Origin of the sequence: Streptomyces capitiformicae (genome assembly GCF_002214185.1) — a bacterium.
GTDB lineage: Bacteria > Actinomycetota > Actinomycetes > Streptomycetales > Streptomycetaceae > Streptomyces > Streptomyces capitiformicae.
Window position 1 is genome coordinate 4,255,760 of the sequence record NZ_CP022161.1, and the last position, 26,528, is coordinate 4,282,287.

Genomic DNA, 26,528 nt, shown 5'->3' on the forward strand with positions numbered 1-26,528 from the left:
CCGGGCCCCTGGTCGTCAAAGGCTTCACAGGGCTTCACAGGGCTTCACAGGGCTTAGGTGGCGGGCAGGGCGGTGGCCAGCAGGACGACGCCGAGTGAGCCGACGAGGGAGACCACCGCCAGGGCGCGTGCCAGATCGGTGCGCCCCTTGGAGTGGGCGATGCCGTGTCCGGCCGCGGCCAGCATCACTCGCACCCGGCGTGAAGCACGGCGGCACGGTGCCCGGGCAGCGGTAGCCGCACCAGGGTTCCTCGGCGTACGGATCGCCGGTGACGCCGTACGCGCGGGACCGCGAGCCGCCGCAGACCCGGCGGAACTCACACGCCCCGCACCGGCCGCCCAGCCGGTCGGCCTCCCGCAGGCCGGTGAAGAGATCGGAAGCGCGGTAGATCTCGGCCAGTGGCGTCTGGCGTACGTTGCCGGCGCCCAGGGGCAGGAACCCGCTGGGGTGCACGGTGCCGGTGTGGGACACGAAGACGAAGCCGCGGCCCGCGTTGACGTCCAGCGGGGTCGGCGGACCCGTCGGCCCCCCGCGTCCAGGCCCAGTTCGGCAGCCCGCCCGCGCAACTCCTCGTAGCGCGGCCCCAGTCCGAGCACCGCCACGTGGTCTTCCCCGGTGGTCGTCAGCGCCTTCCGCTGGAGCGCGACCCGGCGGACGTGATGGGCCTCGGTGGCCTTGGCTGGCACGGTCAGGCCCACGTCGTACCGAAGTTCAGTACGTCCTCGGTCTCGGCGAGGGTGAGTACGCCGAGTTGGCGGCCGCGTCCGGTGGGCACCAGGAAGAAGGCGCTCCACACCATTGCCCCGTGGTCGCGGACGAGACGGACGATGTCGGGCGGGTCGTGCAGACTGTGCCGGGCGACCGTGGTGTTGATCTGCACCTTCATACCCATGGCGCGGGCGGCGTCCCACGCGTCCAGAGTCCACCGGTACACGCCAGGCACTCCGCGGAAGCCGTCGTGCAGCTCGGCGGTGGACCCGTCCAGACTGAGCGAGAGACCCACCGCACCGGCATCGCGCACCTCCCGCAGCCGCTCCGGAGTGAGGGTGGGGGTGCCGGAGGGCGATACGGCGACCCGGACCCCCGCCTCCTTCCCGCAGGCGATCAGCTCGGTCAGGTCGGGGCGCTGGAACGGGTCACCGCCGGTGATCACGAAGATCGAGGGTGAGCGCGCTCATGGGCGGAGTCTCCAGCGGGTTCACGGCCGACGCGCGGCCGACCGGTACGGGTGGTGGGCGGCAGGTCCGCCACGTCGTCGGCGCGCTGCGCAACCGGCATGGAGGAACCGGGCGTTCGGCTCCGGGACGTGGCGGACCATGTGTCCGGCCGGTGACAGACGGAAGAACCGGCCGGACGGCGACCGGGCCGGGAGTATGCCGTGCCCACGTAGACCCGTCTGCCCGAGAAGACGTGGCGGTGGGGCCGGACGCCACGGTCCGCGGCGTCTCCCGGCCGGTCATGCCCCGGCATCACCGCGCCGCATGCGCCGCCACCTGGGCCGGGCGGTCCTGGCGGGAGCGTCTGCTGGTCCTCGGTGATCGGCCGCGAACAGGGCCGAACGGCCGGGCATGAGAGGGCACTTCGGCCCAGGCGCGCTGGACGCGTACCCTCTACCGCCACCCTCGCACGCCGTCCTCAGCTCCACGGCGCGCTCATCGTCGCCTTAGGGCCCGAAACCGCCAGGCGGTACCTCGGCAGGGGCCCTGTCCCCGCGTGCCCCGCGCTCCATCCCGAGAAAGGCGCTGCCCTGCCCGAACAGGGCCCTCGGTCCCACCGTTGCGTAAGAAGGTCGGGCCGGAAGGACACACGGAGAGGGACCTTCGGCCCCAGGCTCGGCACGCCGCGGAAGCCTAGCGTTCTCGGCCATGGAGAACGATCAGAACGCACGACAGGGACAGTCGCGCGTCACCCAGGGCTGGCCGCTTGACGCGCGGCGACTGCTGACGCGCCGCGAGGTGTCCGCTGACGGACGTGCCGTGTTCGGTGAGGCCGACGGCAAGTGGGAGGGCTTCTACCGGGACCGATGGGCGCACGACAAGGTGGTGCGCTCCACGCACGGAGTGAACTGCACCGGTTCGTGTTCGTGGATGGTGTACGTCAAGGACGGCATCATCACCTGGGAGCACCAGGCCACCGACTACCCGTCCATCGGCGCGGACTGCCCCGAGTACGAGCCGCGCGGCTGCCCGCGCGGGGCGTCGTTCTCCTGGTACACGTACTCGCCCAGTCGGGTCCGCTACCCGTATGTGCGGGGTGCGTTGCTGAAGCTGTGGCGGGAGGCCCGCAAGCGGCTGGGTGACCCTGTGGCCGCGTGGGCCGAGATCACGTCCGACCCGGCGAAGGCGCGGGCGTACAAGCGGGCCCGCGGCAAGGGCGGTCTGGTACGCGCCGGCTGGGACGAGGTGAGCGAGCTGATCGCCGCCGCGCAGGTGCACACGGTCAAGTCGTACGGCCCGGACCGCGTCGCCGGCTTCTCCCCGATCCCGGCGATGTCCATGGCGTCCTTCGCGGCCGGGGCGCGCTTCCACTCGCTGATCGGCGGCACCCTGCTGTCGTTCTACGACTGGTACGCCGACCTACCGATCGCCTCGCCGCAGGTTTTCGGCGACCAGACCGACGTCCCGGAGGCCGCCGACTGGTGGAACGCCGGCTATCTGATCATGTGGGGTTCCAACATCCCCGTCACCCGCACGCCCGACGCGCACTTCCTGACCGAGACCCGCTACAACGGCACCAAGGTCGTCGCGGTCAGCCCCGACTACGCCGACAACGTCAAGCACGCCGACGAGTGGCTCGCCCCGCACCCGGGCACGGATGGCGCGCTCGCGATGGCCATGGGGCATGTGATCCTGCGCGAGTTCCTCGTCGACCGTGAAGTGCCGTACTTCCAGGACTACCTGCGGACGTTCACCGACGCGCCGTTCCTGGTGGCGTTGCGCGAAGGGGCCCACGGTCTCGTCCCGGACGGGTTCCTGACCGCGGCCGACCTCGGCCGGGACGAGGAGACCGAAGAGAACGCGGCGTTCAAGACCGTCCTTCTGGACCGGGCCAGCGGAGAACCGGTGGTCCCGGGCGGCTCGCTCGGCTTCCGCTGGGGGGAGGCCGGGCGAGGCCGCTGGAATCTGGACCTCGGCGATGTCGAGCCCGAGCTGAGCCTGCTGCAGCGGGCCGAGGACACGGTGGAACTCACCCTTCCGCGATTCGACGAGGGGGCGACCGAAGGCGGCTCGTTCATGGTGCGCGGGGTGCCCGTGCGACGCATCGGCGGGCGCCTGGTGACCACCGTCTTCGACCTGATGCTGGCCCAGTACGGCATTCACCGTCCCGGCCTTCCGGGCAGCTGGCCGGAGTCGTACGAAGACGCGTCGGAGCCGTACACCCCGGCCTGGCAGGAGACCATCACCTCCGTGCCGGCCGAGCAGGCGGCCCGGATCGCCCGGGAGTTCGCCCGCAACGCCGAGCGCACAGGCGGCCGTTCCATGATCGCCCTCGGCGCCGGCACCAACCACTGGTTCCACTCCGACACCATCTACCGCGCCTTCCTGGCCCTGACGACCATGACCGGCTGCCAGGGCGTCAACGGCGGCGGCTGGGCGCACTACGTCGGCCAGGAGAAGGTCCGTCCGGTCACCGGGCAGCAGCACCTGTCGTTCGCCTTCGACTGGCAGCGGCCCACCCGGCACATGGCGGGCACCTCGTACTGGTACCTGAACTCCGACCAGTGGCGGTACGAGGCGTTCGGGCCCGAGGAGTTGGCTTCCCCCCTCGGGGAAGGGCGCTTCGCGGGGAAGGGGTTCGCCGACTGCCTCGCGCAGGCCGTACGCCTGGGCTGGACGCCCGGCCACCCCGGCTTCAACCGCAACCCCCTCGACCTGACCGACGAGGCGGCCGCCGCGGGCAGGCCGGTCGCCGAGCACATCGTCGACGAGCTCAAGTCGGGCCGACTGCGGTTCGCCGCCGAGGACCCCGACGACCCGGCCAACTTCCCCCGCGTACTGACCGTATGGCGAGCCAACCTGCTCGGCTCCTCCGGCAAGGGCAACGAGTACTTCCTGCGCCACCTGCTCGGCACCGACGCGGCGGTCCGCTCCGAGGAGACCCCGCCCGAACACCGGCCGAAGGACGTCGTATGGCGGGACGAGGCCCCCGAGGGCAAGCTCGACCTACTGGTCTGCATGGACTTCCGGATGACCTCGACCGGCCTGCTCGCCGACATCGTCCTGCCGGCGGCGACCTGGTACGAGAAGGACGACCTGTCCAGCACGGACATGCACCCCTTCGTGCACGCCTTCACCCCGGCCATCGCCCCGCCCTGGCAGGCCAGGACCGACTACGACACCTTCCTGACCATCGCCGACCGCTTCAGCGAACTGGCCGCCGAGCACCTCGGCACCCGCACCGACGTTCTCGCCGTGCCACTGCTGCACGACACCCCCGACGAACTCGCCCAGCCCGGCGGGGTCGTACGGGACTGGAAGGCCGGCGAGTGCGACCCGGTCCCCGGGCGGACCATGCCGAAGCTGGTCGTCATCGAACGGGACTACGCCGCGACCGCGCAGAAGATGCGCGCCGTCGGCCCCCTGCTCGACACCCTTGGCACCACCACCAAGGGCGTCACCGTCCACCCCAACCAGGAAATCGACGACCTGCGCCGCCGCAACGGGACCGTACGGGACGGCATCGCAGCCGGACGGCCTTCGCTCGCCACCGCCTCCGACATGTGCGAGGCGATCCTCGCCCTGTCCGGCACCACCAACGGCCGCCTGGCCACCGAGGGCTTCCGCGCGATGGAGCGACAGACCGGCAGCGAGGGCCTGGTCGAGCTCGCCTCCGAACGCGAGGCCGAACGGATCACCTTCGCCGACACCCGCACCCAGCCACGGTCCGTGATGACCTCCTACGAGTGGTCGGGCAGCGAGACGGGCGGCCGTCGCTACTCCCCCTTCGTCATCAACACCGAGCACAAGAAGCCCTGGCACACCCTCACCGGCCGCCAGCACTTCTTCGTCCAGCACGACTGGATCGCCGAACTCGGTGAGCAACTCCCTGTCTACCGGCCGCCGTTGAATACGCCCCGGCACTACGGCAACGAGGAACTCGGCGGCGACCGCGCCGAAGTGACGGTCCGCTATTTGACCCCGCACTCGAAGTGGTCCATCCACTCCAACTACCAGGACAACAAGTACATGCTCGACCTGTCCCGCGGCGGACCCACGATCTGGATGTCCTTGGAGGACGCCGAGAAGATCGGTGTCAAGGACAACGAGTGGATCGAGGCGTACAACCGCAACGGCGTCGTCGCCGCCCGGGCCGTGGTCACCCACCGCATGCCCGAGGGCACCGTGTACATGTACCACGCCCAGGACCGCAACGTGAACGTCCCGAAGACCGAGGTCAGCGGCAGGCGCGGCGGCATCCACAACTCCCTCACCCGGCTGCTGCTCAAGCCCACCCACCTCGCGGGCGGCTACGCACAGTTCACCTACGCCTTCAACTACTACGGCCCGACCGGCAACCAGCGCGACGAGGTCACCGTCATCCGCCGCCGCTCGCAGGATGTGGAGTACTGACATGCGCGTCATGGCCCAGATCGCGATGGTGATGAACCTCGACAAGTGCATCGGCTGCCACACCTGCTCGGTCACCTGCAAGCAGACGTGGACCAACCGCACCGGCGTCGAGTACGCCTGGTTCAACAACGTCGAGACCAAGCCCGGCGTCGGCTACCCGCGCCGCTACGAGGACCAGGAGCAGTGGAAAGGCGGCTGGATGCTCGACAAGCGCGGCCGGCTTGTCCTGCGCTCGGGTGGCCGCGTCAAGCGGCTGCTGTCCCTGTTCTCCAACCCCGACCTGCCGTCCATCGAGGACTACTACGAGCCGGTCACCTACGACTACGACAACCTGGTCAGCGCCCCCGCCGGCAAGGACATCCCCGTCGCCCGCCCCCGCTCGGTCCTCACCGGCAAGCCCACCGCCATCACCTGGGGCGCCAACTGGGAGGACGGCCTCGGCGGCGCACCCGAGCACGCGGGCGGCGACCCGAACCTCACCGGCGCGTGGGCGGAGAAGGTGAGGTTCGAGTTCGAGCAGACCTTCCTCTTCCACCTGCCCCGCCTGTGCGAGCACTGCCTCAACCCCGCCTGCGTGTCCGCCTGCCCGTCCGGCGCCCTGCACAAGCGCGTCGAGGACGGCATCGTCCTCGTCGACCAGGACCGCTGCCGCGGCTGGCGGATGTGCGTGACGGCATGCCCGTACAAGAAGGTGTACGTCAACCACGCCACCGGCAAGGCCGAGAAGTGCACCTTCTGCTTCCCGCGCATCGAGGCCGGCCAGCCCACCGTCTGCTCCGAGACCTGCGTCGGCCGCCTGCGCTACCTCGGCCTGCTGCTCTACGACGCCGACCGCGTCGGCGAGGCCGCCGCCACCACGGACGAGAAGGACCTGCTCGACGCCCAGCGCGGCGTCTTCCTCGACCCGCACGCCCCCGAAGTCGCCGCTGCGGCACGGGAGTCCGGCATCCCTGAGGACTGGCTGGACGCCGCCCGCCGCTCCCCCGTGTACGACCTCGTCATGCGCTACAAGGTGGCGCTGCCGCTGCACCCCGAGTACCGGACGATGCCGATGGTCTGGTACGTGCCTCCGCTCTCCCCCGTCCTGGACGCCGTCGACGCGGCGGGCGGCAACCAGGACGACCCCGACCACGTCTTCGCCGCCGTCACCCGGCTGCGCATCCCGCTGGAGTACCTGGCGGAACTGTTCACCGCCGGAGACACCGATGTGGTCGCCGGGGTGCTGATGAAACTCACCGCGCTCCGCTCGTACATGCGCGAACGCACCCTCGGCGAGCCGGGCGACGAGACCACGCTGAAAGCCGTGGGCCTCACCGCCCGCGAGGCGGAGGACCTGCACCGGCTGCTCGCGGTCGCCAAGTACGCCGACCGGTACGTCGTCCCCGCCGCACACAAGGAGGACGCCGCCGCGCTCACCGCGATGGAGAACCGCTGCCCGGTCGAGACGTCCGGCGTCCCCGAGCCTCGCAAGATCATGCTCGGCATCCCCACCCTGCGCCGCCGTACGACCGACACCCCTGCCGGAGGCCACCTGTGAGCCCGCTGCCCTCCCCCCGTGCTGAACGCCTGGGGGGACCCCCCTCCGTCCCGGCCCTCGTCCGCACCCGCGTCCGCGCGGCCCTGCGCCGCGCGGCCCGTGCGGCCCGCCCGACCCGCCCCACCCTGCCCACCCTCGAAGAGACCGAGGCACGCGCCCTGCTGCTGCGGCTGATGTCCCTGCTGTTGCAGTACCCGGACGCCGATCTCGCCGCCACCCGGCCGGTGCTCATCAGCACCGTCGTGGCACTGCCGCCCTCACCCGCCGCCGAGCACCTGACCGCCTTCACAGCCTGGTTCGCCGAACAGGAACCGGAGGCGCTGGAGCGGCACTACGTCGAGATGTTCGACCTGCGCCGCAAGAGCAGCCTCTACCTCACCTACTACCTGCACGGCGACACCCGCCGCCGCGGCATGGCCCTGCTCACCCTGAACCAGCGCTACCGGGCCGCGGGTTGGGACATCGACGGGGGTGAACTGCCCGACCACCTGCCGGTCGTCCTCGAGTTCGCCGCCCTCGCCGGACCGGGCCGGGGCGAAGCGCCTTTGCGCCAGCACCGGCGCGGGATCGAGCTGATCCACCGTGCTCTGACCGACGCGGACTCCCCCTACCGGCACGTCATCGCCGCGCTGATCGCGCTTCTGCCACCGCCGACCGAAGCCGACTTGCGGGCCGTGGCCGAACTGGCCGCCGAGGGCCCGCCCAATGAGGTCGTCGGCCTCGACCCGTACGGAGCGGGCGAGTTCGCGCCGCCCGGTGCGTTCGTCCCGCCGGAGCAGGCCCCGCCCACGCTTGTCCCACCCGCCGCGCACCGTCATGAGGACCGCTGATGAACGCCTCCACAGCCGACCTGCTCCTGTGGGTCGCCGTTCCCTACATCTGCCTTGCCGTGTTCGCCGTGGGGCACGTCTGGCGCTACCGGCAGGACCAGTTCGGCTGGACCTCCCGCACAACCCAGCTCCTCGAACACCGCTGGCTGCGCTGGGGCAGCCCCTTGTTCCACCTGGGCGCCTTCATGGTGATCGCCGGGCATGTCGTAGGGCTCGCCATTCCCGACGCGTGGACGGAGGCCGTGGGCATCAGCGAGCACGCGTACCACACCACGGCCGTCTGGGCGGGCTCGGTCGCGGGCGTCGCCATGGTCGCGGGGCTCGGCATGCTGTGCGCCCGCCGGCTACTGACCCGCCAGATCCGCCTCGGCACCGACCGCAGCGACAAACTCCTCTTCCCCCTGCTCTCCGCCACCGTCCTGCTGGGCATCACCGCCACCTTCGCCCACAACGTCTTCGGCGCCGGCTACGACTACCGCTCGACCGTCTCCGTCTGGTTCCGCGGCCTGTTCGTCCTCCAGCCGAAGCCCGAGGCCATCGCCGGAGCCCCGCTGCTGTTCCAGGCCCATGCCCTGACCGCCTTCCTGCTCTTCGCGGCCTGGCCGTTCACCCGGCTGGTGCACGTGTGGAGCGCACCCATCGGCTACCTCGCCCGCCCGTACCTGGTCTACCGCCGACGAGCGACCGCCCCGGCACCGGAGACGCCCAGCGCCCGGGCGAACCGGCAGCGTACCCGACGCGCCGCATGAGAGCGCCGCGCACAGCGGCGCCGGGACGGCGCATCGGCTGGCTCATGACTCTGACCGGTGTCGTCGGCTGGCTCGCCGCCTTCCGTCTCACGGTCGATGACTGGCGTCTGCTCAAGGACCCGGCCTACCAGCCGTCCTGCGACGTAAGCCCGGTGATCGGGTGCGGCAGCGCGATGGCCAGCCGGCAGGGCAACCTCTTCGGCTTCCCCAACATGCTGCTCGGTCTCGGCGCGTTCGCCGCGGTAACCACCCTGGGCGTGGCCGTACTCAGCGGGGCGCGCCTGCACCGGGCGCTGTGGCTCACCCTCAATGCCGGGGCGTTCGTGGGTGTGGTCTTCGCGCACTGGCTGATCTGGCAGTCGCTGTACGAGATCAACCGCCTCTGCCCGTACTGCGCCGTCGTCTGGGTCGTCACCATCGCCCTGTTCTGGTACGTGACGCTGCGCAACCTCAAGCACGACGTCATCCCCGTACCCCGCAGCGGCCGCGGCACCCTGAACCTGGTGCTGGAGAGCCACTGGGTGCTCCTCGCCGGCTGGTACGGCGTGATCGCGCTGCTCGTCCTCACTCGCTTCTGGACCTACTGGAGTGGCCTGCTGTGAGGGTCGATCGGATGCGCGTTCCGGGACCTTTGGCCCCCTACAGCGCCAAACCATGGAACTTAGGCTCGCCTAAGTAATGCCGAACGTGCAGCAGAGAGTGAGGCACTCCCATGGCGACCGCCCACCACGACCAGCCCCTTCCTCAGGACGTGCCCGTCCCCGGTGAGGGGCTGGACGCGTCCCGTATGCCCGGTCATTGGCTGCTGGCCCGCCTGGGCAAGCGCGTCCTGCGCCCGGGCGGCGTGGAGTTGACCCGTTGGATGCTCGACACCCTGGCCGTGGGCCAGGGCGATCGGGTGGTGGAACTGGCCGCTGGTCTCGGCGCCACCGCCGGGCTGACCCTCGACCGTGCCCCGGCCTCCTACACCGCCCTCGACCGTGACCCCGCCGCGGTGGCAGCCCTGAGCACCTTCACCGCCCCCGGAGCGTCCGACGTCCGTGCCGTACAGGCGGACGCTGCGAAGACCGGCCTGCGCACGGGAGACGCAACCGTCGTCTACGGCGAGGCGATGCTGACCATGCAGCCCGAACCCGCCAAGCGCCGCATCATCCGGGAGGCACACCGCCTGCTCGACGGCTCCGTCGGCCGCTACGGCATCCACGAACTGTGCCTGCTGCCCGACGACCTCGACCCGGCGCTCGCCGAAAGGATCACCGCCGACCTCGCCGAGGCCATCCACGTCGGTGCCCGCCCCCTGACCCCAGCCGCCTGGAGTGCACTCCTCGCCGACGGGGGCTTCACCGTCACCAGCCACAGGACGGCACCGATGGCACTGCTCGAGCCGCGCCGGCTCGTCGCCGACGAAGGACTCGGCCGGGCGCTCGGCATCGCCGGCCGGGCCCTGCGCGCCCCGGCAGCCCGCCGCCGCGTCCTGCACATGCGCCACGTCTTCCACCGCCACCAGGCTCATCTGGGCGCCATCAGCCTGATCGCCGTCCCCACCCCGTCCGCCCTCTGAGGAGGCACCCGTATGTCCGCCACCGTGATCACCGACCTGGCCGCCGAACTTCCTCTGACCGATGACGGCACCCTCAGCCGCGTCCTGTACCGCGACGACCGGCTGCGCGTGGTCGGCTTCGCGTTCGCCACCGGCCAGGAGCTCACCGAGCACACCTCGGCCCTGCCCGTGATCATCCAGGTCGTCCAGGGCCACCTCGACCTCGTCCTCGGCGAGGAGAAGACCGAAGCGCTGCCCGGTACATGGATCCATCTGCCGGCGCGGCTGCCGCACTCGGTCCGTGCCACGGAGCCCACCATCATGCTGCTGACCATGCTCGCCGCGCCGGAGGCCTCCGCTGCGGCATGACACGGCACCGGCCCCCACACCATCGATGTCATCGGCGGTGTGGGGGCCGGTTGCTGGTGCTCAGCCCTCCGTGTGGGCCAGCCAGAGGTCGGGCCCGAAGACCTCGTACCGGATGTGCCGGGCGGGGACGCCGGCGCGCAGCAGCTGCGAGCGCACGGCGCGCATGAAGGGCACCGAGCCGCACAGGTGGACGTCCGTGTTCTCCGGGAGGTCCAGGTCACTGAGGTCCATCAGGCCGGTGCGGGCGCCGGGTTCGTCGGTGGCGTCCTGCTCGTACCAGAACTGGGCCCGGGCGTCCGGCAGTTCACCGAGCAGTCGGAGCGTGTCGGCGCGCAGCACATGGTCGACCGGGGAGCAATCGGCGTGCAGCACATGGACCGGACGGTCGCTGTCGGTGGCCGCGAGGTGCTCCAGCATGCCGACCATCGGGGTGCAGCCGATGCCCGCCGAGACCAGCAGCAGCGGCGTGTCGGCGTCGTCGAGAGTCACGTCGCCGAACGGTGCTGACAGGGTGAGCTCGTCGCCGGGCCGGACGGTGCGGTGCAGCTGGTTGGACACCTCGCCCTCGGGGGCGTCGGCGACGCTCGCGACCCGCTTGACCGTGATGCGCCGCAGCTTGTCACGGGGCGCGTTCGACAGGCTGTACTGGCGGGTCTGGTGCACGCCGTCGGGCATGCGGACGCGGACGCTGACGTACTGTCCGGCGCGGGCGGGCGGCAGGGGGGCGTCGTCAGCCGGCCGCAGCAGGAAGGACACGGCGTCGGGGGTCTCCTCGCGCCGCTCGACCACGGTCCACTGTCGCCAGGGGTGCCGCGGGTCGACCTGTGCCTCCAGGTACAGGCGGGCCTCCTGGGCGATGAGTGCGCCGGCCATCAACCAGTACACCTCGTCCCAGGCGGCGGCGACCTCGGGGGTGACCGCGTCGCCGAGTACGTCGCCTATGGCACGGAACAGGTATTTGTGGACGACCGTGTACTGGTCCTCGGTGACGCCGAGCGCGGCGTGCTTGTGGGCGATCCGGGACAGCAGGGCGTCCGGGCGGGCGTCGGGGTCGGCGAGCAGCGCCTGGGCGAAGGCCGCTATGGACCCGGCCAGTGCCTTCCGCTGTTCGCCGCTGGCCTGGTTGCCGCGGTTGAACATGCCGTCCAGGAGCTCGGGGTGCTCGCTGAACATGGTCTGGTAGAAGCGCGTCGTGATCTCGTCCAGGGCCCCGCCCACGGCAGGCAGGGTGGCACGGACGACAGCGGCGGACTCGGGCGAAAGCATGGGTCTCCTCAGAAACGCAGACTGAAGTGCAGACGTGCGCGGGCACGCGGCTCACACATCACAACCGCAATCCATTTATCCGCCGATCGGCCCCCTTGTCGGCCTCCTCGGCTCGATCGAGGCCCAACGGCTCTGCAGGTCAGGCCCTTGGGCCCGGCAAATGTGGAGCGCATCGGGGCCGGACGGCCCTACCGGCCTGTCCGTCCATCCCGGTTGCGAGCCCGGGTCGTGCGCGGGTCCCCAGCACGGCGGAGGGCAAACACCCCCCTGCGCACACGCGGCCTGGCCGCCCGGGGCTCTATGCGATGTCGAGGACTTCCCGGACGGGGCGGCGGGGTGTGGCGGGGCCCTGAGGTCCGTAACCGACGCGCAGCACCATCTGGACGTGGCCCCTGCCCGACACCGGATCGCGGGCCAGCAGGCGCAGATCGGGTGTCTCAAGGGGGTGGGACGTCAGGGAGGTGGCGAGGCCGGCGAGGGTGGCTTCGAGCAGGACGCGTTCCAGCGCCTGTCCAGCGACCAGCCAGTCGGCAAGCGTGTCGCCCCGTGTGCTGAGCAGTGCGAGGTGCGGGTGCTGCTCGAACGCGGTGGTGCCGCGGTCGGCCACCGGCCGCCGCCCGGCGAAGTCGCGGAGGGGCGCCTTGCCGTCCCGCCGACGCGGCCCGAAAGCGTACTCGGGGACGCCGTCGGTGGCGACGTCCGCCTCCGGTCCGAGCCGGGTCCAGCGGCGTAGGTCCTCCATCCCGCTGGGATCCAGAGCGTCGCGGCTCTCCGCGTCGCGCACCAGTTCCAGCAGGGACTCGATGTGCCAGGCCCCCGGGAAGAGCAGCTCGGCGCCCTCCCGAGCCGCCGCTGCCTGCAGTGCGGCCCGTACGTCCTCCGGGATGTCCTTCTCCTCGAAGGGATAGCGGCCGGTGTGGCGCTGTCCGATCGCAGGATGCAACCGCGCAAGGTCGTCCCCGTCCGTCTCCGGCGCTGCGGAGCCGCCCAGGCGTACGGCGGCCAGCAGCAGCGGATCCGCGGGCTCGGGGAGCAGCCGTACCTCCGCGGTGATTCCGGCGTGGGCGGCGGCGACGCGCAGATTGAACAGTGCCGCCCCGCACCCGATGTGCAGGGCGCGGTGGCCGGGGTCGGTGCGGTGCATGGCCCGCTCGAGATCGGCGCGCAGCAGCAGCACGCCCTCGTCGGTGACGAAGCGGAAGCTCCACGGCTGGGCGTTGTGCATGGAAGGGGCTGATGTGGCTTCAGCGACCAGAGTGGTCACCGTTTTCACGTCCAGCTGTGGCATGGCCGTGCGACCTCCTCACCTGACGAGTGCCTGTATCGGGGCGGTTGCTTCCAGTGTTTCGACGAAGAGCCTTGCCCGCCTCGCCGAAGTACGCGTGCTCAGACCCCAGGCGGACGGACGAGAGTGTTGTCACCGGTCCGGCCGGCGAGGTAGTCCTCGACGTTGCCCACGGTCGTCTCGGCGATCTGGCCGACCGCGTCGCGGGTGAAGTACGCCTGGTGGGAGGTGACCAGGACGTTGTTGAAGGTCATGAGCCGGGCGAGTCGTTCGTCGGTCATCACCTCCAGGGACTTGTCGAGGAAGAACACCCCGGCCTCCTCCTCGTACACGTCCAGACCGACACCACTGAGCCGCCCCGCACGCAACGTCGCCAGCAACGCATCGGTGTCGACCCGGCCGCCGCGGCTGGAGTTGACCAGGATCGCGTCGTCCTTCATCAGTGCCAGTGCCTCGGCGTCCACCAGGTGATGGGTCTCGGGCAGGAGTGGCACTTGCAGGCTGACCAGGTCGGACTCGGCGAACAGTTGTTCACGCGGGACGTACTCCAAGCCGAGGTCCAGGCAGTCGGGGTTCTCGGTGATGTCCCAGCCGAGCAGCCGCATCCCGAAGCCATGGGCGATGCGGGCGAACGCGGCGCCGATCTTGCCGGTGCCGACCACTCCGGCCGTACGTCCGCGGAAGTCGCGGCCCATCAGACCGTCGAGGCGGAAGTCGAACTCGCGGGTGCGGTGCGCGGCTCGTACGATCCTGCGGTTGACCGCGAGCGCCAGCGCCCACGCGAACTCGGCGACCGAATAGGGCGAGTAGTACGACACCCGGGCCACCGTCAACCCGAGTTTCTCGGCAGCGGACAGGTCGATGTTGTTGTAGCCGGTGGACCGCTGGGCGATCATCCGGGTTCCGCCTTCCGCCACAGCCTCAGAACCTGCGCGTCCAAGGTGTCATTGACACCGCTGAGCACGACCTCGTGGCCCGCTGCGGTCGGAGCGGTGTCCCGGTCCAGGAACATCCCCAGACAACGCAGCTCATGACGGCCTGCAAGGACCCGGTCGAACGCTTGTCGCAGCAGGGCCTCCTCGTCCGCGAGGACGCCGTACGCGACGATCTCCATGGGGGCTCCTCCCACAGGGAAAGGCGATCTTCACTCCACCCTAGGGGCCGTGGGTTCGTGTGGAGCCCACGGCCCGCGCCGATGCTGCAGTCAGCCCAGCGGAAGGCGAGCGGCGACGTACTCGGTGAGGTCGAGGAGGCGGTTGGTGTAGCCCCACTCGTTGTCGTACCAGCCGAAGACCTTCACCAGCTCGCCGTGCGCCTGGGTCAGCGGCGCGTCGAAGACGCAGGAGGCGGGGTCGCCGACGACGTCCCGCGAGACGATGGGCGCCTCGGAAACCCGCAGGACGCCCTTCAGTGGCCCATCGGCGGCCTCCCGGAACGCGGTGTTGACCTCCTCCGCGGTGACGGCCCGGTCGAGGACCACGCTCAGGTCGGTCAGGGAGCCGTCCTCCACGGGGACGCGTACGGCGATGCCGTCCAGGGTGCCGGACAGTTCCGGCAGGACGAGACCGACGGCACGCGCGGCTCCGGTGCTGGTGGGGATGATGTTCACGGCGGCGCTGCGGCCGCGGCGCAGATCCTTGTGCGGGCCGTCGAGAACGACCTGGTCGTTGGTGTAGCCGTGGATGGTGGTCATCAGGCCCTTGTCGATACCGAAGGACTCGTCGAGGACCTTCACCATCGGCGCCACGCAGTTGGTGGTGCAGGAGGCGTTGGAGACCACGTGGTCCCGCTCCGGGTCGTACGTACCCTCGTTGACGCCCATGACCACGGTGGCGTCGACACCCTTGCCCGGCACGGACAGCAGCACCTTGCGCGCGCCGGCCTCCAGGTGCAGGCCGGCCTGTTCGCGGGTGCGGAAGCGGCCGGTGGACTCGATGACGACGTCCACGCCAAGGCTGCCCCAGGTCAGGGCGGCCGGGTCGCGTTCGGCGGTGACGGCGATGCGGTGTCCGTCGACGGTCAGTGAGTCGTCGTCGTGTTCGACGGTGCGGTGCAGGCGACCGTACGTCGAGTCGTACGCCAGCAGGTGCGCCAGCGTGGCCGGTGAGGTGATGTCGTTGACCGCCACGACCTCGACCGGTGTGCCGGTGCCACGCTCCGCGCGTTCCAGCAGGCAGCGCAGGTAGTTGCGGCCGATGCGGCCGAAGCCGTTGATGCCGACGCGCACGCTCATGTCCGTCGTCCTCCCGATCGATGCCCGGCGGTGTGCCTGGGTGGGTTCCCAGCCTGCGCGCGGACAATCGAGAGGGGCAGGGGCCGGACGGGGGCGGACTGCGGGACCTTCGGCCCCGAGTCGGGCTTCGCCGTTGCCCGGCGCCGGCTGCCGCGTCGCACGTCGCGTCAGCGGCCTTCCTGCCTCAGCCGGTCCCGGGCTTCGGTGGCGATCACGGCGGCCTGGATGCGCCGCTCCACGCCGAGCTTGGCGAGCAGACGGGAAATGTGGTTCTTCACCGTCTTCTCGGCCAGGTACAGGCGCTGACCGATCTGGCGGTTGGTCAGTCCCTCCCCGATCAGGGCCAGGATCTCCCGCTCCCGGTCGGTCAGACCCGGCAGGGCGTCCGGCTCCTCCTCCTTCTGCTGTCCGCCGCGCAGCCTGGCCATCAGCTTGGTGGTGGCGCTCGGGTCCAGCAGCGACTGGCCCCGGGCCACCGTGCGCACGGCCGCCACCAGGTCGGAGCCCTGGATCTGCTTCAGTACGTAACCGGATGCGCCCGCCATGATCGAGTCCAGCAGCGCTTCCTCGTCGTCGAACGAGGTCAGCATCAGGCAGGCCAGGTCCGGCATGCGCGAACGCAGCTCCCGGCACACCGTGACACCATCGCCGTCCGGCAGGCGCACGTCGAGGACCGCGACCTGCGGGCGCAGAGCGGGGACGCGGACAAGGGCCTGCTCCGCCGTGGCGGCCTCGCCGACCACGGTGATGTCCGGTTCGTCGTTCAGCAGGTCGTGCACCCCGCGCCGTACCACCTCGTGGTCGTCCATCAGGAAGACCTGGATCGGGTTGTCGGGGCCGGGCTGCTCGCCGTCCGCCATCGAATGCTCCTGTTCTGCGTATGCCGCGTTCCACGCCGGTGTCCGCGTGGACGCGGTGGGTCGTCTCGTTGGAGATCCTTCCCGGTTCGGGGCCGTATGCCCAGGGCCGGTCGGCCCTGTTTCCCCGAGCACGCGCTGCCGCCGGTCGAAGCCGTCGAGGAACAGGGGCGTCGGCCGGCAGCGGGTGACGGGGCCCCACGGTCCCGGTTCCGGGGCCGGGTGGCCCTGGGGCCGGGCCGGGAGCTCGCATCAGGCTGGAGCCGCGGAACGATCACAAGGAGCGGAACAGATGACCGTCAGGGACACCGACATCCAGCAGACCCCCACCACCGTACGTGTCCGAGGCACAGGCGACGTGGACGAGCGGGCGCTCGCCTACGTCCGCACCAAGGTCGACGCGGTCCTCGGCCGGTCGGGCCTGCCGCCCGTCAGCGGCGAGGTGCGGATCGAAAAGGCCGCGGCGCACCACGCCGGGCACCCGTGGACGGCAGGGGCCGAGATCCGGGTGGGCCGCGACCTCCTGGTCGTCCACGCCGAGGAGGCCACCGCCCACGAGCTCGCGGACCGGCTGCACGACCGGCTGCGTGGCCAGGTGGAGCGGGTCGTGCACCGCGGGGACGCGGCCCGCAAGTCGGCCACGCCACCGCCTTGGCGCGGCGGCCCGGCGGACGGACGGCAGGAGTAGGGACCTGGAGCCGGGTGCGGGAGGGGGTTCCCCCTCCCGCACCCGGCCCGTCCAGCGGCCCTGAGAGAGAAGGAGGGGGGCGTGAAGACCCACACCGTCGGAGAGGTGATGACCCGTGAGGTCATCCAGGCACATCGGCAGACGACGTTCAAGGAGCTCGTACGGCTGCTGAACCGGCACCGGATCGGCGGACTGCCCGTCGTCGACGCGGACGACAAGGTGGTCGGGGTGATCTCTGCGACCGACCTCGTCCGCGGGCAGGCGGACCGCGCCGACCGGCGGATCCGCCTGCCGGGCCTGCGCCGTCCGGTGCGCGTCCCGGCGAGCGGGGCCCCGGGGCTCGTCGCGGCGGAGCTGATGTCCTCACCTGCGGTCACGGTGCATCCGGAGCAACTGGTCCCGGAGGCCGCCCGGATGATGGAGCGTCACCACATTGAGCGGCTTCCCGTGGTGGACGAGGAGGACCGCCTCATCGGCATCGCCACCCGCCGCGACCTCCTGCGTGTCTTCCTGCGCACGGACGAGGAGATCCGCCGGCAGGTGATCGACGAGGTCCTGGTCGGCGCCCTCGGCCTGTCCTCCGACGCGGTCACCGTGTTCGTCCGGGACGGCGTGGTCACACTGAAGGGACGCCTGGAACGCCGGAGCGACATCCCCCTGGCGATCCGATCGGCCTGGCGGGTCGAGGGGGCCGTCGGAGTGGTCAACGGCCTGACCTACAGCGTCGACGACTGCCACCCGGCCAAGCCGCGCCCCATTGACGAACCCGTTCAGGGACCGCCCGCGTGAGGTCCCGTTGCCGAGGGGCCGTCCGGCCCTCCCCGACCAGGCCGGACGGGCAGAGGAAAGGACCAACGGCGTCTGCGGCCGGGCCGCACCTCGGACGAGAGTGGAATCGGAGCGGCACCGACATCCCTCACGGTGCCGCTCCCGTACCGCCCCGCCGGATCACCTCCGGCGGCACCGACGTACCGGAGGCGCACTCCCATGACCCGACAGGAAGCCGGGACCACGACCACGACTCCTCTCACCGAGGCTCCGTCCGACACCACCGTCGCGGTGGACCGGCTCGTGACGGCCGGGTTGAAGGCGCTCGCCGACTACGAGGAGCTCGACCAGGAGCAGGTCGACCACATCGTCAGGAAGGCGTCGGTCGCCGCTCTGGACCAGCACACCGCGCTGGCACGGCTCGCAGTGGAGGAGACCGGACGCGGCCTGTTCGAGGACAAGGCGGCCAAGAACATGTTCGCGTGCGAGCACGTCACGCACAGCATGGGCCACATGAAGACCGTCGGCGTGATCGCCCGTGACGACGTCGAGGACCTGGTGGAGATCGCCGAACCGGTCGGCGTGATAGCCGCGGTCACCCCGGTCACCAATCCGACCTCCACCACGATCTTCAAGGCGCTGATGGCGCTGAAGACCCGCAACCCGGTCGTCTTCGCCTTCCACCCCTCCGCCCAGCGGTGCAGCGCCGAAGCGGCCCGCGTCGTGCGCGACGCCGCCGTCGCCGCCGGTGCGCCCGAGCACTGCATCCAGTGGATCGAGACCCCGTCCATCGAGGCCACCCGCACCCTGATGCACCACCCCGGCATCTCCCTCATCCTCGCCACCGGCGGCAACGCCATGGTCAAGGCCGCCTACTCGGCCGGCAAGCCCGCCCTCGGCGTGGGCGCCGGCAACGTCCCCGCCTACGTGCACAAGAGCGCGAAGCTGCGCCGGGCCGTCAACGACCTGGTGCTGTCGAAGTCCTTCGACAACGGGATGATCTGCGCCTCCGAGCAGGCCGTCATCCTCGACGACGAGATCTACGACGCCGCCCTTGCGGAGTTCCACACCCTGCACGCCCACCTGGCGACCGCCGAGGAGAAGGCGAAGCTGGAGGCCTTCCTCTTCCCGACCGGCAGGACGGCCGGCAGCGGCTGCGAGCCCAAGGTCAACTCCACGGCCGTAGGACAGAGCCCCGCCTGGATCGCGGAACAGGCCGGGTTCACCGTGCCTGCCGACACCTCGCTCATCCTGGTCGAGGCCGAGCGGGTCGGCCGGGACGAGCCGCTGACCCGCGAGAAGCTCTGCCCCGTGCTCGCCGTGCTGCGCGCCGGTTCCGAACAGCAGGGCTTCGACCTCGCCGCGGACATGGTGGCCTTCCACGGCCAGGGCCACAGCGCCGTCATCCACACCGAGGACCCCGCGCTCGCCGAGGCGTACGGCCGCCGCATCAAGACGGTACGGGTCATCGTCAACTCGCCATCCTCGCAGGGTGCCATCGGCGGCATCTACAACGGCCTGCTGCCGTCGCTGACGCTCGGCTGCGGCTCCTGGGGCAGCACCTCAGTCTCCAACAACGTCTCCGCCGCCCAGCTGCTCAACATCAAGCGGGTCTCCACCCGCCGCAACAACCTCCAGTGGTTCAAGGTCCCGCCGAAGATCTACTTCGAGCCGCAGGCCCTGCGCTACCTGCAGTCCATGCCGGACATCCACCGCGTCACCGTCGTCACCGACGCCACCATGACCCGCCTCGGCTTCGTCGACCGCGTCACCCGCATCCTGCAGCGCCGCCGCGAACCGGTCACCGTGCAGATCATCGACAACGTCGAACCCGAACCCAGCATCGACTCCGTCCGCCGCGGCGCCCGCCTCATGGGCGACTTCCGCCCCGACACGATCATCGCGCTCGGCGGCGGCTCGCCCATGGACGCGGCCAAGGTGATGTGGCTGCTGTACGAGCAGCAGGCCGACGGCAAGGACGTCGACTTCGCCGACATGCGGCACAAGTTCTCGGACATCCGCAAGCGTGCCTTCCGCTTCCCCGTCCTGGGAAAGCTCGCCCGCCTGGTGTGCGTGCCCACCACGTCCGGAACCGGCGCCGAGGTCACCCCCTTCGCCGTCATCTCCGACCCGGCCACCGGCAAGAAGTACCCGCTCGCCGACTACGCTCTCACCCCCAGCGTGGCCATCGTCGACCCGCTGCTCACCACCGAACTGCCCCCCGCGCTCGCCGCCGACAGCGGCTTCGACGCCCTCACCCACGCCATCGAGGCGTACGTGTCCGTCTACGCCAACGACTTCACCGACGGCCTGGCGCTCCACGCGATCCGCCTCGTCTTCGACAACATCGCGGCCTCCGTGAACGACGGCGCGGGAAGTCCTCAGGCCCGGGAGAAGATGCACAACGCCGGCGCCATCGCGGGCATGGCCTTCGGCAACGCCTTCCTCGGCATCGTCCACGCCATGTCCCACACCCTCGGCGCCACGTTCCACATCGCACACGGCCGCACCAACGCGGTCCTGCTGCCGCACGTCATCCGCTACAACGGCACCGTCCCCACGAAGCTCACCGGCTGGCCCAAGTACGAGCACTACCGCGCCCCCGAACGCTTCCAGGACATCGCCCGCACCCTCGGCCTGCCCGCCGCCACGCCTCAGGAGGGCGTGGAATCGCTCGCCTCGGCTGTGGAACGCCTGCGCGACAGCGTGGGCATCGAGCCGTCGTTCCGCGCCCTCGCCGTCGACGAGCGCGCGTTTTTCGACGCCCTGCCCCAGCAGGCCCTGAACGCCTACGAGGACCAGTGCGCACCCGCCAATCCACGGATGCCGATGCTCGACGACATGCAGGAACTCATGCGCACGGCCTACTACGGCCAGAAGGACGCTCCCAGCGCATAGGCCGACCTGGGCGCGGTAGGGCCGTTCGGCCCTACCGCGCCCCTCACTGCCCGCATTCAAATGGTCTGATCCACCCCCGCCCGTGACCCGCCGTCCACCGGGCTCCACCCCGAGACCTCGGCGGGTCTCTTGCCACCGATCTTCGAAGGGACACGCAGATGCGGTACCGGCCCCGCGGCCACCGACACCGCGGCGACCAGCGCCGTCACGGCAACGGCACTCCTACCGAAGCACCCGCGCAGTGAGCGACGAAACCCCACGGAAACCCACCATGACCACCAACAACGCCCCGCCCGCCACCGCCGGACCACGACACAGCGTGGAACTCGACAGCGCCGAGGCCCTGCGACTCCTGGGCAGCGTCTCCCTGGGCAGGATCGTCTTCACCCAGCACGCGCTCCCCACGATCCGGCCGGTCAACCACATCCTCGACGACGGCGACATCATCATCCGCACCCACGAAGGCTCGGCGATCACCTCGCACACCCGCCATGCGAACGGCTCAGGCGTCGTCGTCGCCTACGAGGCCGACGCCATCGACCCGGACACCCACCTCGGCTGGAGCGTGGTCGTCACCGGCTACGCCCGCCTGATCACCGACCCCCACGAACTGGCCCGCTACCAGGCACTGCTCCACCCCTGGGTGAAACAGGTCATGGACTACGCCGTCCGCATCCACCCCGACCTGGTCACGGGAATCCGGCTCACAGCCGCGGACGAGACCATCAGCGCCTGACCCCGACGGATCAGCGATCCAGTGCAGGGCTCCGCGGGCTCCTGCAGGGCTCGCCACCGGATGAGAAAGAGGCTCTTCTGAGAAAGAGGCTCCTCACTTCTCCTGCGGTTCCAGCAACCGACCCCGGGGGGCTATGCAGAGCGATTGCAGGGTTACGCAGCGTCGTCATCGTCGCGTGTGTCACCTCGCCGGCACCCGCCGCCGCGAGGGCGATCAGGGCAGGGCCGCCAGGAACCCGTCACCGCGACCGTCCGGCCCCTTTGCCATGGGGCTGTTCGGCCCCTGCGCAGGGCCCCGGTCAGCCGGAGAGCCGCACCCCGTACAGCGTGCGACCGCCGACCAGCTCCCGCCCGGTCACCAGCTCGGGCTCGACACGCACGAAGACCTCCACGGGCGAAGGGGCCCAGGAGCAGGGAACAACCCTGTTCAGGTGCTCGTGCTCGGCCGGGTCGTTCACCACTGCCGCCCGCCCGGTCACGACGACACTCCAGCCGGCCCGGGCGACCGCGTCGACCTCGTCCGCCTCGAAGGCGACCACCGAACCGTCGACCGCACGGGCCAGTTCCGAAGCCGCACAGGTGCGCAGCAGCACCGCACCGTCGTCGTCCAGACAGAAGTTGACCGGCAGGACTGCGGGCAGTGCCTGCCGGGTGTACACGATGCGGCCGACCGACACCTTCGCCAGCAGACCCAGACATTCCTGCCGACCGAGTTCACGGAAACCATCGTTGGAATGCATAGCCAGTCCGTCTCTCACGCAGGGCAACGCTCGCACTCCATCGTCCGTAGCCTCGGCATCGGAGATGAGAGGCCATGAGTCCCCCCTGTGCCTGAGAGCGGCCCCCGCTGGGGTGCCAATATGCCCCGTCGGCACCCATCGGGGAGAGCTCGGCCCGTCCAGGAGCCGGACGAGCTCTGTCCCTCAGGTTTGCTCTGCCCATGGACGAAAGGCACACCGGATCCGCCCTCTGCCCAGACGGACCAAGAGAGGTGATCGGTGCTGCTTTCAGCCAGTCGAACCCTGTCAACCGGCCGGACGAGACCGTCCGGTCCGGGCGACCTGGTGCGCGGTCCCACAGGCGCATGCGAAGCTGCGTAAACGGGCCGAACGGCCCTTCCCCGCGGCCCGCCCCCTCGGGTTGTCTCTGGGCATGTCCGAAGCCCACACCATGCCCGCGCCGTGCCACACGGAACGTGTCGTCGGTGGCACAACCGTGGTGGAACTGCGCGGGGAGATCGACCTACTCACGGCGCAGGCCCTTGTGGCACGCCTCGACACGCTCACCGCCGGGCCCTGCCCCGACCTGGTGCTGGACCTCCGTCCCGTGTCGTTCATCGACTGCAGCGGACTCGCCCTGCTGTGCCGGACGAGGAACCGGGTCCTGGCCCGGTGCGGCCGGCTGCGGTTGATTGCCGACAGTCCCCGTTTCCAGCGGATCCTTCGCTGCACCGGCCTGGCCGGTGTCTTCGAGACGTACCGTTGAAGACCCTCCGGCCCACCCCCGACCGCTCAGCCACCCCTGTACGACGACGGACGACGAACGGCAGCATCCACCATGTACGCAACGCACACCGGCGTCGACCACGCAACCACCCCCCACCTGGTACGCGCCGCGATCACCGCACCCTCGGTGCACAACACCCAGCCGTGGCTCTTCACCGGCCGGGGCACCCGCCTCGACCTGTACGCGGACACCGCCCGCCGGCTGCCGCTCACCGATCCGGACAGCCGCGAGATGGTCATCAGCTGCGGCGCGGCCCTGTCCAACGTACGCCTTGCCATGCGACACCTGGGCTTCGTGCCGGTCGTCCACGCCTTTCCCAACCCCTGGAACAGGACCCATCTGGCCCGCGTGGACCGGGGCTCATACGCGGAGCCGGACGCAGACCCGCGCGGCACGCGGCAGCCCTGACGGAGTGCCCCTGGAGACGTGCGCCTTCCACTCGGACCGCACCACACTCGCGGGCCGGGACTTCCTCGGCATCACCCGGATCCGGCCCACCGCGCCACGGATATGGCGGGCACGCACCGGCCTGATCGCCCTGATCACCACCCAGCACGACACACGGGAGGACTGGCTGCGCGCCGGTCAGGCACTCCAGCGGGTCCTGCTGCACGCCGCCGCCCACCGGGTCATGGCAGCCTTCCACACCCAGCCGCTCGAACTGCCGTACCTGCGGGCGCAGGTCCGCACACGGGTGGCCGGCGACCAGTTTGCTCGGCGACTGTGGCGGGCGAGCTCCGTAACCTTCGCGCTCGGGCCGGCGTTTTGCGCGACCAGGCCGGCCGACAGGTCGAGGGTGAGGTGCAACTGGCTGCGGTTCTGGAGCAGCGTGCGGAATCCGCCGAGGAGATCGGACTTCCGCTTTCGCTCCTGGCACAGATGTGGGCGACCGGCGACCATTCGGCGCTCGCCCGCTGGGAAGTTCGAGCTCGCATGGCGGCAATGGCGACGGGCTGGTGGGGACGCTGTGGCGGCGGAAGCGTGCCATGAAAGCGTTCGTGTCGGCTGCGGGTCCGGGTGTGGCCACGCAACTGCCGGCGTGGACAGGCGAACGGCCCGTCATGTCGGACCTTCTCAACAAGCTGGCAGACGTGACGGGCCTGGAGCGGCAGATGCGTGAGCTCACACCTGCCCAGCTCACCTACGACGAGGAGGCCATACGTCAGGCTCGCGCGGGCTGTGCCACGGCCCGCGCCGAACTGTCGGCGGAGCTGTGTGCGGCATTGTCGGCGGAGGCGCTCAGTCGGGGGCGCTCGCTGCTGGACCAGCGACTTCAGACGCTGCGGCAGCGCAAAGGGACCCAGCGCAGCCAGCTGAATCTGCTACGCCACCTGAAGGGGTGGGCGATCACCACGCACGCGGTGCGTCAGCTGAAGCCGGACGCGAAGCTCTTCGACCTGGTCGTCATCGACGAGGCCAGTCAGTGCTCGATCGCTTCGGTGCTGCCCCTGCTGTTCCGCGCCCGGCGCGCTTTGATCATCGGTGATCCGATGCAGCTGAGTCACATCCCCGGCATCTCACCGGAGCAGGAGCGCCAGGCCCGTGTCAGGGCGGAGCTCAGCGCGGCCTGGCTTGAGGACCGCCGACTCGCCTACCACGTCCACTCGTCCTACCACGCCGCCGCGCAGAACGGCGAGGCCGCCCTGCTGCTCGACGAGCACTACCGCTGCCATCCGGAGATCGCCGACGTCGTCAACGGCCACTGCTACTCCGGCGCCCTGGAGATCATGACGGACGTACGCGGCCAGGTACCCGCCGTCGACCTCATGGACACCGGGGAAACCGCTCCCGTACTGGCCTGGGCCAACGTACCGTCCAGCGAGTCGGCGCAGGGGCCAGGCGGAAAGTCGTGGCACAACCCGTCCGAGGCCGCCGCCGTGGCCGGCATCGTGAGGGAGCTGCTGCACCACCTGCCAAGAACTGCAACGGTGGGCGTAGTGACCCCCTTCCGCGCGCAGAAGGACGCCCTGGAGCGCATGGTCGGCAGCGACCGGGTGCGCGTGGGCACAGTCCATGCCTTCCAGGGCGGCCAGCGCGACGTCATGGTCCTCAGCCCGGTGGCGACTGCCAACACACCTCCGAGGACGGCTCACTGGGTGGCGAGCCAGGTCAATCTCTGGAACGTCGCGATCACCCGCGCGAAGTCCCAGTTGATCACCGTGGGCAACCATGGCTACTGGCAGCAGCAGACCGGTCTCCCTCACTTGCTGTCGTCCCGCTCGGTCCTGTGGAACCGAGCACGGGCTGTCGGTCCACACCAAGCTCCCATGCCCGAGCCCGGCCCGCGGCAGGACCCTGACCGCAGGGACCTCACCGACACCCTGCAGCAGTTCCTCGCCTCGCGAGGCATCGTCGAGCTGGAACGCGATGCCATCATCGGCGGACAGCGGATCGACCTGTTGTTCACCGCGCCCGAGGGCAACACCGCGGTCCTGGTGGACGCTGGACCACTGCCCGGCCGTGATCCGGCACGGCACTTGCGCTTGATGCACCAGCGAACCGACCTGCTGATCGGGCTGCCATCCGGCGGCCGGGGTGCGAAGGCCGGCAGCGTCGAGCGAGTTCTCCGTGTCCCCGCGTGGCGCATTCTCGCGGGCCCGAACGTACTGGCGCCGCTGTTCGACTGAGTGACCGGTCGGCCGTGCACGGCTGACCGGACATCCGACCTGGGGAGGGGCAGTCGTGACGAGCGCCATGAAGACCGAAGAGGTCCTGCGCAGCCTCCAGCGGCAGGTGACCATACCGGTCCATTCCACGCGAGAGCTGGTGGGCAAGGTCGAGGAAGCCGCCGCCGACAAGGAACGTGAGCGCCGCGAGACGTTCCAGAAGCGGCAGGAGGAGGGCAAGACCAAGCCGGGAGACACGTACGAACCGCTGCGCCGCAAGCGACCCGCAGCGGCCACTGATCCTCGAAAGCGCCGAAAAGCCGATCCGGGTCACGGTGGACGAACACCGGATGCGCCAGGTGATCACGAACCTCGTGAGCAACGCCTTGGCCCACTCCCCGCCCAGCACGCCCGTGCACATCCGCGTAGGCATGTCCGTCACAGGGCCAGAACCTCCCGTAGCCGTGGCAGGCAGTCCGGAATCGCGCGGCCGTGTCGTGCTGGAAGTGATCGGCCAAGGGCCCGGCGTGCCGCCGGAGGCCGCGCCGAACATCTTCGACCGGTTCTACCGGGTCGACCAGGCCCGCGCCCGCGTCCGCGGCGGCACGGGACTCGGCCTGGCCATCACCGCCGCGATCCTGGAGGCCCACGGCGGCCGCGTCGAACTCAGGACGGCGCCCGACGAAGGCGCTCGCTTCGCCGTGCTGCTTCCCTAGGCCCTTCTGATGGATCTCCGTGGAAGAAGGAGCGGCGTTCGGTGCGTGCTCTCGGCGTGCCGGGCGGAAGTACGATCCATGGCCGGGCAGGTATGCCGGGAGGACGTGGGGCTGCTGGAGCTGGAGCGGATCACGGCTCGCACTCGCCGGAGTGAACTGGACACGTTCCCTGCGGAGTTGGCCAAGCAACTGCAGTAGGTCCAGGCCGAGCGGGAGGAACGCGTGATCGCCGAGCGGTCCTGAACGGGCTGGCCGAGCAGGACGGGCCGCGGCGCCGACCCGCGAGGAGGCTGACCCGGAAGTAGCCTGCCCGCGGCCGGGCGAAGAAGCCGAGCCCCATCGGCCGAGCCGGGCTACGAGGAAGACTCGGGGCCG

The 26,528-nt window shown here is 70.5% G+C and carries 22 protein-coding genes and 1 pseudogene; 15 read left to right on the forward strand and 8 right to left on the reverse strand.

Annotation, left to right across the window (positions count from 1 at the left end; translation table 11 throughout):
* Positions 1-53: 53 nt before the first annotated feature.
* Both CES90_RS51280 and CES90_RS49705 read right to left on the reverse strand, forming a co-directional pair.
* Complete coding sequence (locus CES90_RS51280; RefSeq protein ID WP_268257039.1) at positions 54-185, reverse strand: hypothetical protein; 132 nt, start codon at positions 183-185, stop codon at positions 54-56.
* 503 nt (positions 186-688) lie between these two features.
* Complete coding sequence (locus CES90_RS49705; protein ID WP_229914173.1) at positions 689-1,153, reverse strand: radical SAM protein; 465 nt, start codon at positions 1,151-1,153, stop codon at positions 689-691.
* A gap of 712 nt (positions 1,154-1,865) precedes the next feature.
* Between CES90_RS49705 and CES90_RS18960 the strand changes: the two genes are divergently transcribed.
* From CES90_RS18960 to CES90_RS18990, 7 genes are all read left to right on the forward strand, one after another.
* On the forward strand, positions 1,866-5,570 hold the full coding sequence (locus CES90_RS18960; RefSeq protein WP_189786043.1) for a nitrate reductase subunit alpha: 3,705 nt from the start codon (positions 1,866-1,868) through the stop codon (positions 5,568-5,570).
* A gap of 1 nt (position 5,571) precedes the next feature.
* Positions 5,572-7,107, forward strand: coding sequence for a nitrate reductase subunit beta (gene narH / locus CES90_RS18965; protein WP_189786042.1), 1,536 nt, complete (start codon positions 5,572-5,574; stop codon positions 7,105-7,107).
* Positions 7,104-7,937 carry a nitrate reductase molybdenum cofactor assembly chaperone gene (gene narJ / locus CES90_RS18970; RefSeq protein WP_229914172.1) on the forward strand — a complete coding sequence of 278 codons (834 nt, stop codon included), beginning with the start codon at positions 7,104-7,106 and terminating at the stop codon, positions 7,935-7,937. Before narH ends, narJ begins: the two co-directional genes overlap by 4 nt.
* Positions 7,937-8,686, forward strand: a complete 750-nt coding sequence (gene narI / locus CES90_RS18975) for a respiratory nitrate reductase subunit gamma (protein WP_189786041.1) — start codon at positions 7,937-7,939, stop codon at positions 8,684-8,686. The genes narJ and narI overlap by 1 nt, the downstream gene beginning before the upstream one ends.
* Positions 8,687-8,730: 44 nt before the next feature.
* A complete protein-coding gene (locus CES90_RS18980) occupies positions 8,731-9,288 on the forward strand; it encodes a vitamin K epoxide reductase family protein (protein WP_189786040.1) in 558 nt (185 codons plus the stop codon).
* Positions 9,289-9,398: 110 nt separating this feature from the next.
* Entirely contained in the window at positions 9,399-10,247 is an 849-nt protein-coding gene (locus CES90_RS18985; RefSeq protein ID WP_189786039.1) for a class I SAM-dependent methyltransferase, read from the forward strand.
* Positions 10,248-10,259: 12 nt separating this feature from the next.
* The gene (locus CES90_RS18990; RefSeq protein WP_189786038.1) at positions 10,260-10,595 is read left to right on the forward strand and encodes a cupin domain-containing protein; all 336 of its coding nucleotides are present in this window, start codon (positions 10,260-10,262) and stop codon (positions 10,593-10,595) included.
* A 60-nt stretch (positions 10,596-10,655) separates the two neighbouring features.
* On the opposite strand, the gene CES90_RS18995 is transcribed toward CES90_RS18990, so the two are convergent.
* The 5 genes and pseudogenes from CES90_RS18995 to CES90_RS19015 all read right to left on the reverse strand — a co-directional run bounded on the left by CES90_RS18995 (position 10,656) and on the right by CES90_RS19015 (position 16,239).
* Positions 10,656-11,861, reverse strand: coding sequence for a globin domain-containing protein (locus CES90_RS18995; RefSeq protein ID WP_189786037.1), 1,206 nt, complete (start codon positions 11,859-11,861; stop codon positions 10,656-10,658).
* A 298-nt stretch (positions 11,862-12,159) separates the two neighbouring features.
* Positions 12,160-13,149 carry an Acg family FMN-binding oxidoreductase gene (locus tag CES90_RS19000; protein ID WP_189786036.1) on the reverse strand — a complete coding sequence of 330 codons (990 nt, stop codon included), beginning with the start codon at positions 13,147-13,149 and terminating at the stop codon, positions 12,160-12,162.
* A gap of 98 nt (positions 13,150-13,247) precedes the next feature.
* Positions 13,248-14,260, reverse strand: a pseudogene (locus CES90_RS19005) (2-hydroxyacid dehydrogenase).
* A gap of 90 nt (positions 14,261-14,350) precedes the next feature.
* Positions 14,351-15,379 carry a type I glyceraldehyde-3-phosphate dehydrogenase gene (gap, locus tag CES90_RS19010; RefSeq protein WP_189786035.1) on the reverse strand — a complete coding sequence of 343 codons (1,029 nt, stop codon included), beginning with the start codon at positions 15,377-15,379 and terminating at the stop codon, positions 14,351-14,353.
* A 167-nt stretch (positions 15,380-15,546) separates the two neighbouring features.
* Positions 15,547-16,239 carry a response regulator gene (locus CES90_RS19015; RefSeq protein ID WP_189786034.1) on the reverse strand — a complete coding sequence of 231 codons (693 nt, stop codon included), beginning with the start codon at positions 16,237-16,239 and terminating at the stop codon, positions 15,547-15,549.
* 289 nt (positions 16,240-16,528) lie between these two features.
* On the opposite strand from CES90_RS19015, the gene CES90_RS19020 reads away from it, so the two are divergent.
* The 4 genes from CES90_RS19020 (at position 16,529) to CES90_RS19035 (ending at position 21,326) form a co-directional block, all read left to right on the forward strand.
* Positions 16,529-16,924, forward strand: a complete 396-nt coding sequence (locus CES90_RS19020; protein ID WP_189786033.1) for a hypothetical protein — start codon at positions 16,529-16,531, stop codon at positions 16,922-16,924.
* A gap of 81 nt (positions 16,925-17,005) precedes the next feature.
* Entirely contained in the window at positions 17,006-17,713 is a 708-nt protein-coding gene (locus CES90_RS19025) for a CBS domain-containing protein (RefSeq protein ID WP_229914171.1), read from the forward strand.
* A 198-nt stretch (positions 17,714-17,911) separates the two neighbouring features.
* Positions 17,912-20,590 carry a bifunctional acetaldehyde-CoA/alcohol dehydrogenase gene (gene adhE, locus CES90_RS19030; RefSeq protein ID WP_189786032.1) on the forward strand — a complete coding sequence of 893 codons (2,679 nt, stop codon included), beginning with the start codon at positions 17,912-17,914 and terminating at the stop codon, positions 20,588-20,590.
* A gap of 271 nt (positions 20,591-20,861) precedes the next feature.
* Positions 20,862-21,326, forward strand: coding sequence for a pyridoxamine 5'-phosphate oxidase family protein (locus CES90_RS19035; protein ID WP_189786031.1), 465 nt, complete (start codon positions 20,862-20,864; stop codon positions 21,324-21,326).
* A gap of 298 nt (positions 21,327-21,624) precedes the next feature.
* Here CES90_RS19035 and CES90_RS19040 read toward each other — a convergent pair whose 3' ends face one another.
* Positions 21,625-22,065, reverse strand: coding sequence for a pyridoxamine 5'-phosphate oxidase family protein (locus CES90_RS19040; RefSeq protein WP_189786030.1), 441 nt, complete (start codon positions 22,063-22,065; stop codon positions 21,625-21,627).
* 412 nt (positions 22,066-22,477) lie between these two features.
* Between CES90_RS19040 and CES90_RS19045 the strand changes: the two genes are divergently transcribed.
* The 4 genes from CES90_RS19045 (at position 22,478) to CES90_RS19060 (ending at position 26,153) form a co-directional block, all read left to right on the forward strand.
* The gene (locus CES90_RS19045) at positions 22,478-22,810 is read left to right on the forward strand and encodes an STAS domain-containing protein (RefSeq protein ID WP_189786029.1); all 333 of its coding nucleotides are present in this window, start codon (positions 22,478-22,480) and stop codon (positions 22,808-22,810) included.
* 72 nt (positions 22,811-22,882) lie between these two features.
* Positions 22,883-23,239 carry a hypothetical protein gene (locus CES90_RS19050; protein WP_189786028.1) on the forward strand — a complete coding sequence of 119 codons (357 nt, stop codon included), beginning with the start codon at positions 22,883-22,885 and terminating at the stop codon, positions 23,237-23,239.
* Between the two features lie 653 nt (positions 23,240-23,892).
* The gene (locus tag CES90_RS19055) at positions 23,893-25,458 is read left to right on the forward strand and encodes a DEAD/DEAH box helicase (protein ID WP_229914170.1); all 1,566 of its coding nucleotides are present in this window, start codon (positions 23,893-23,895) and stop codon (positions 25,456-25,458) included.
* A 329-nt stretch (positions 25,459-25,787) separates the two neighbouring features.
* Complete coding sequence (locus CES90_RS19060; RefSeq protein ID WP_189786027.1) at positions 25,788-26,153, forward strand: sensor histidine kinase; 366 nt, start codon at positions 25,788-25,790, stop codon at positions 26,151-26,153.
* The last annotated feature ends 375 nt before the right edge of the window (positions 26,154-26,528 follow it).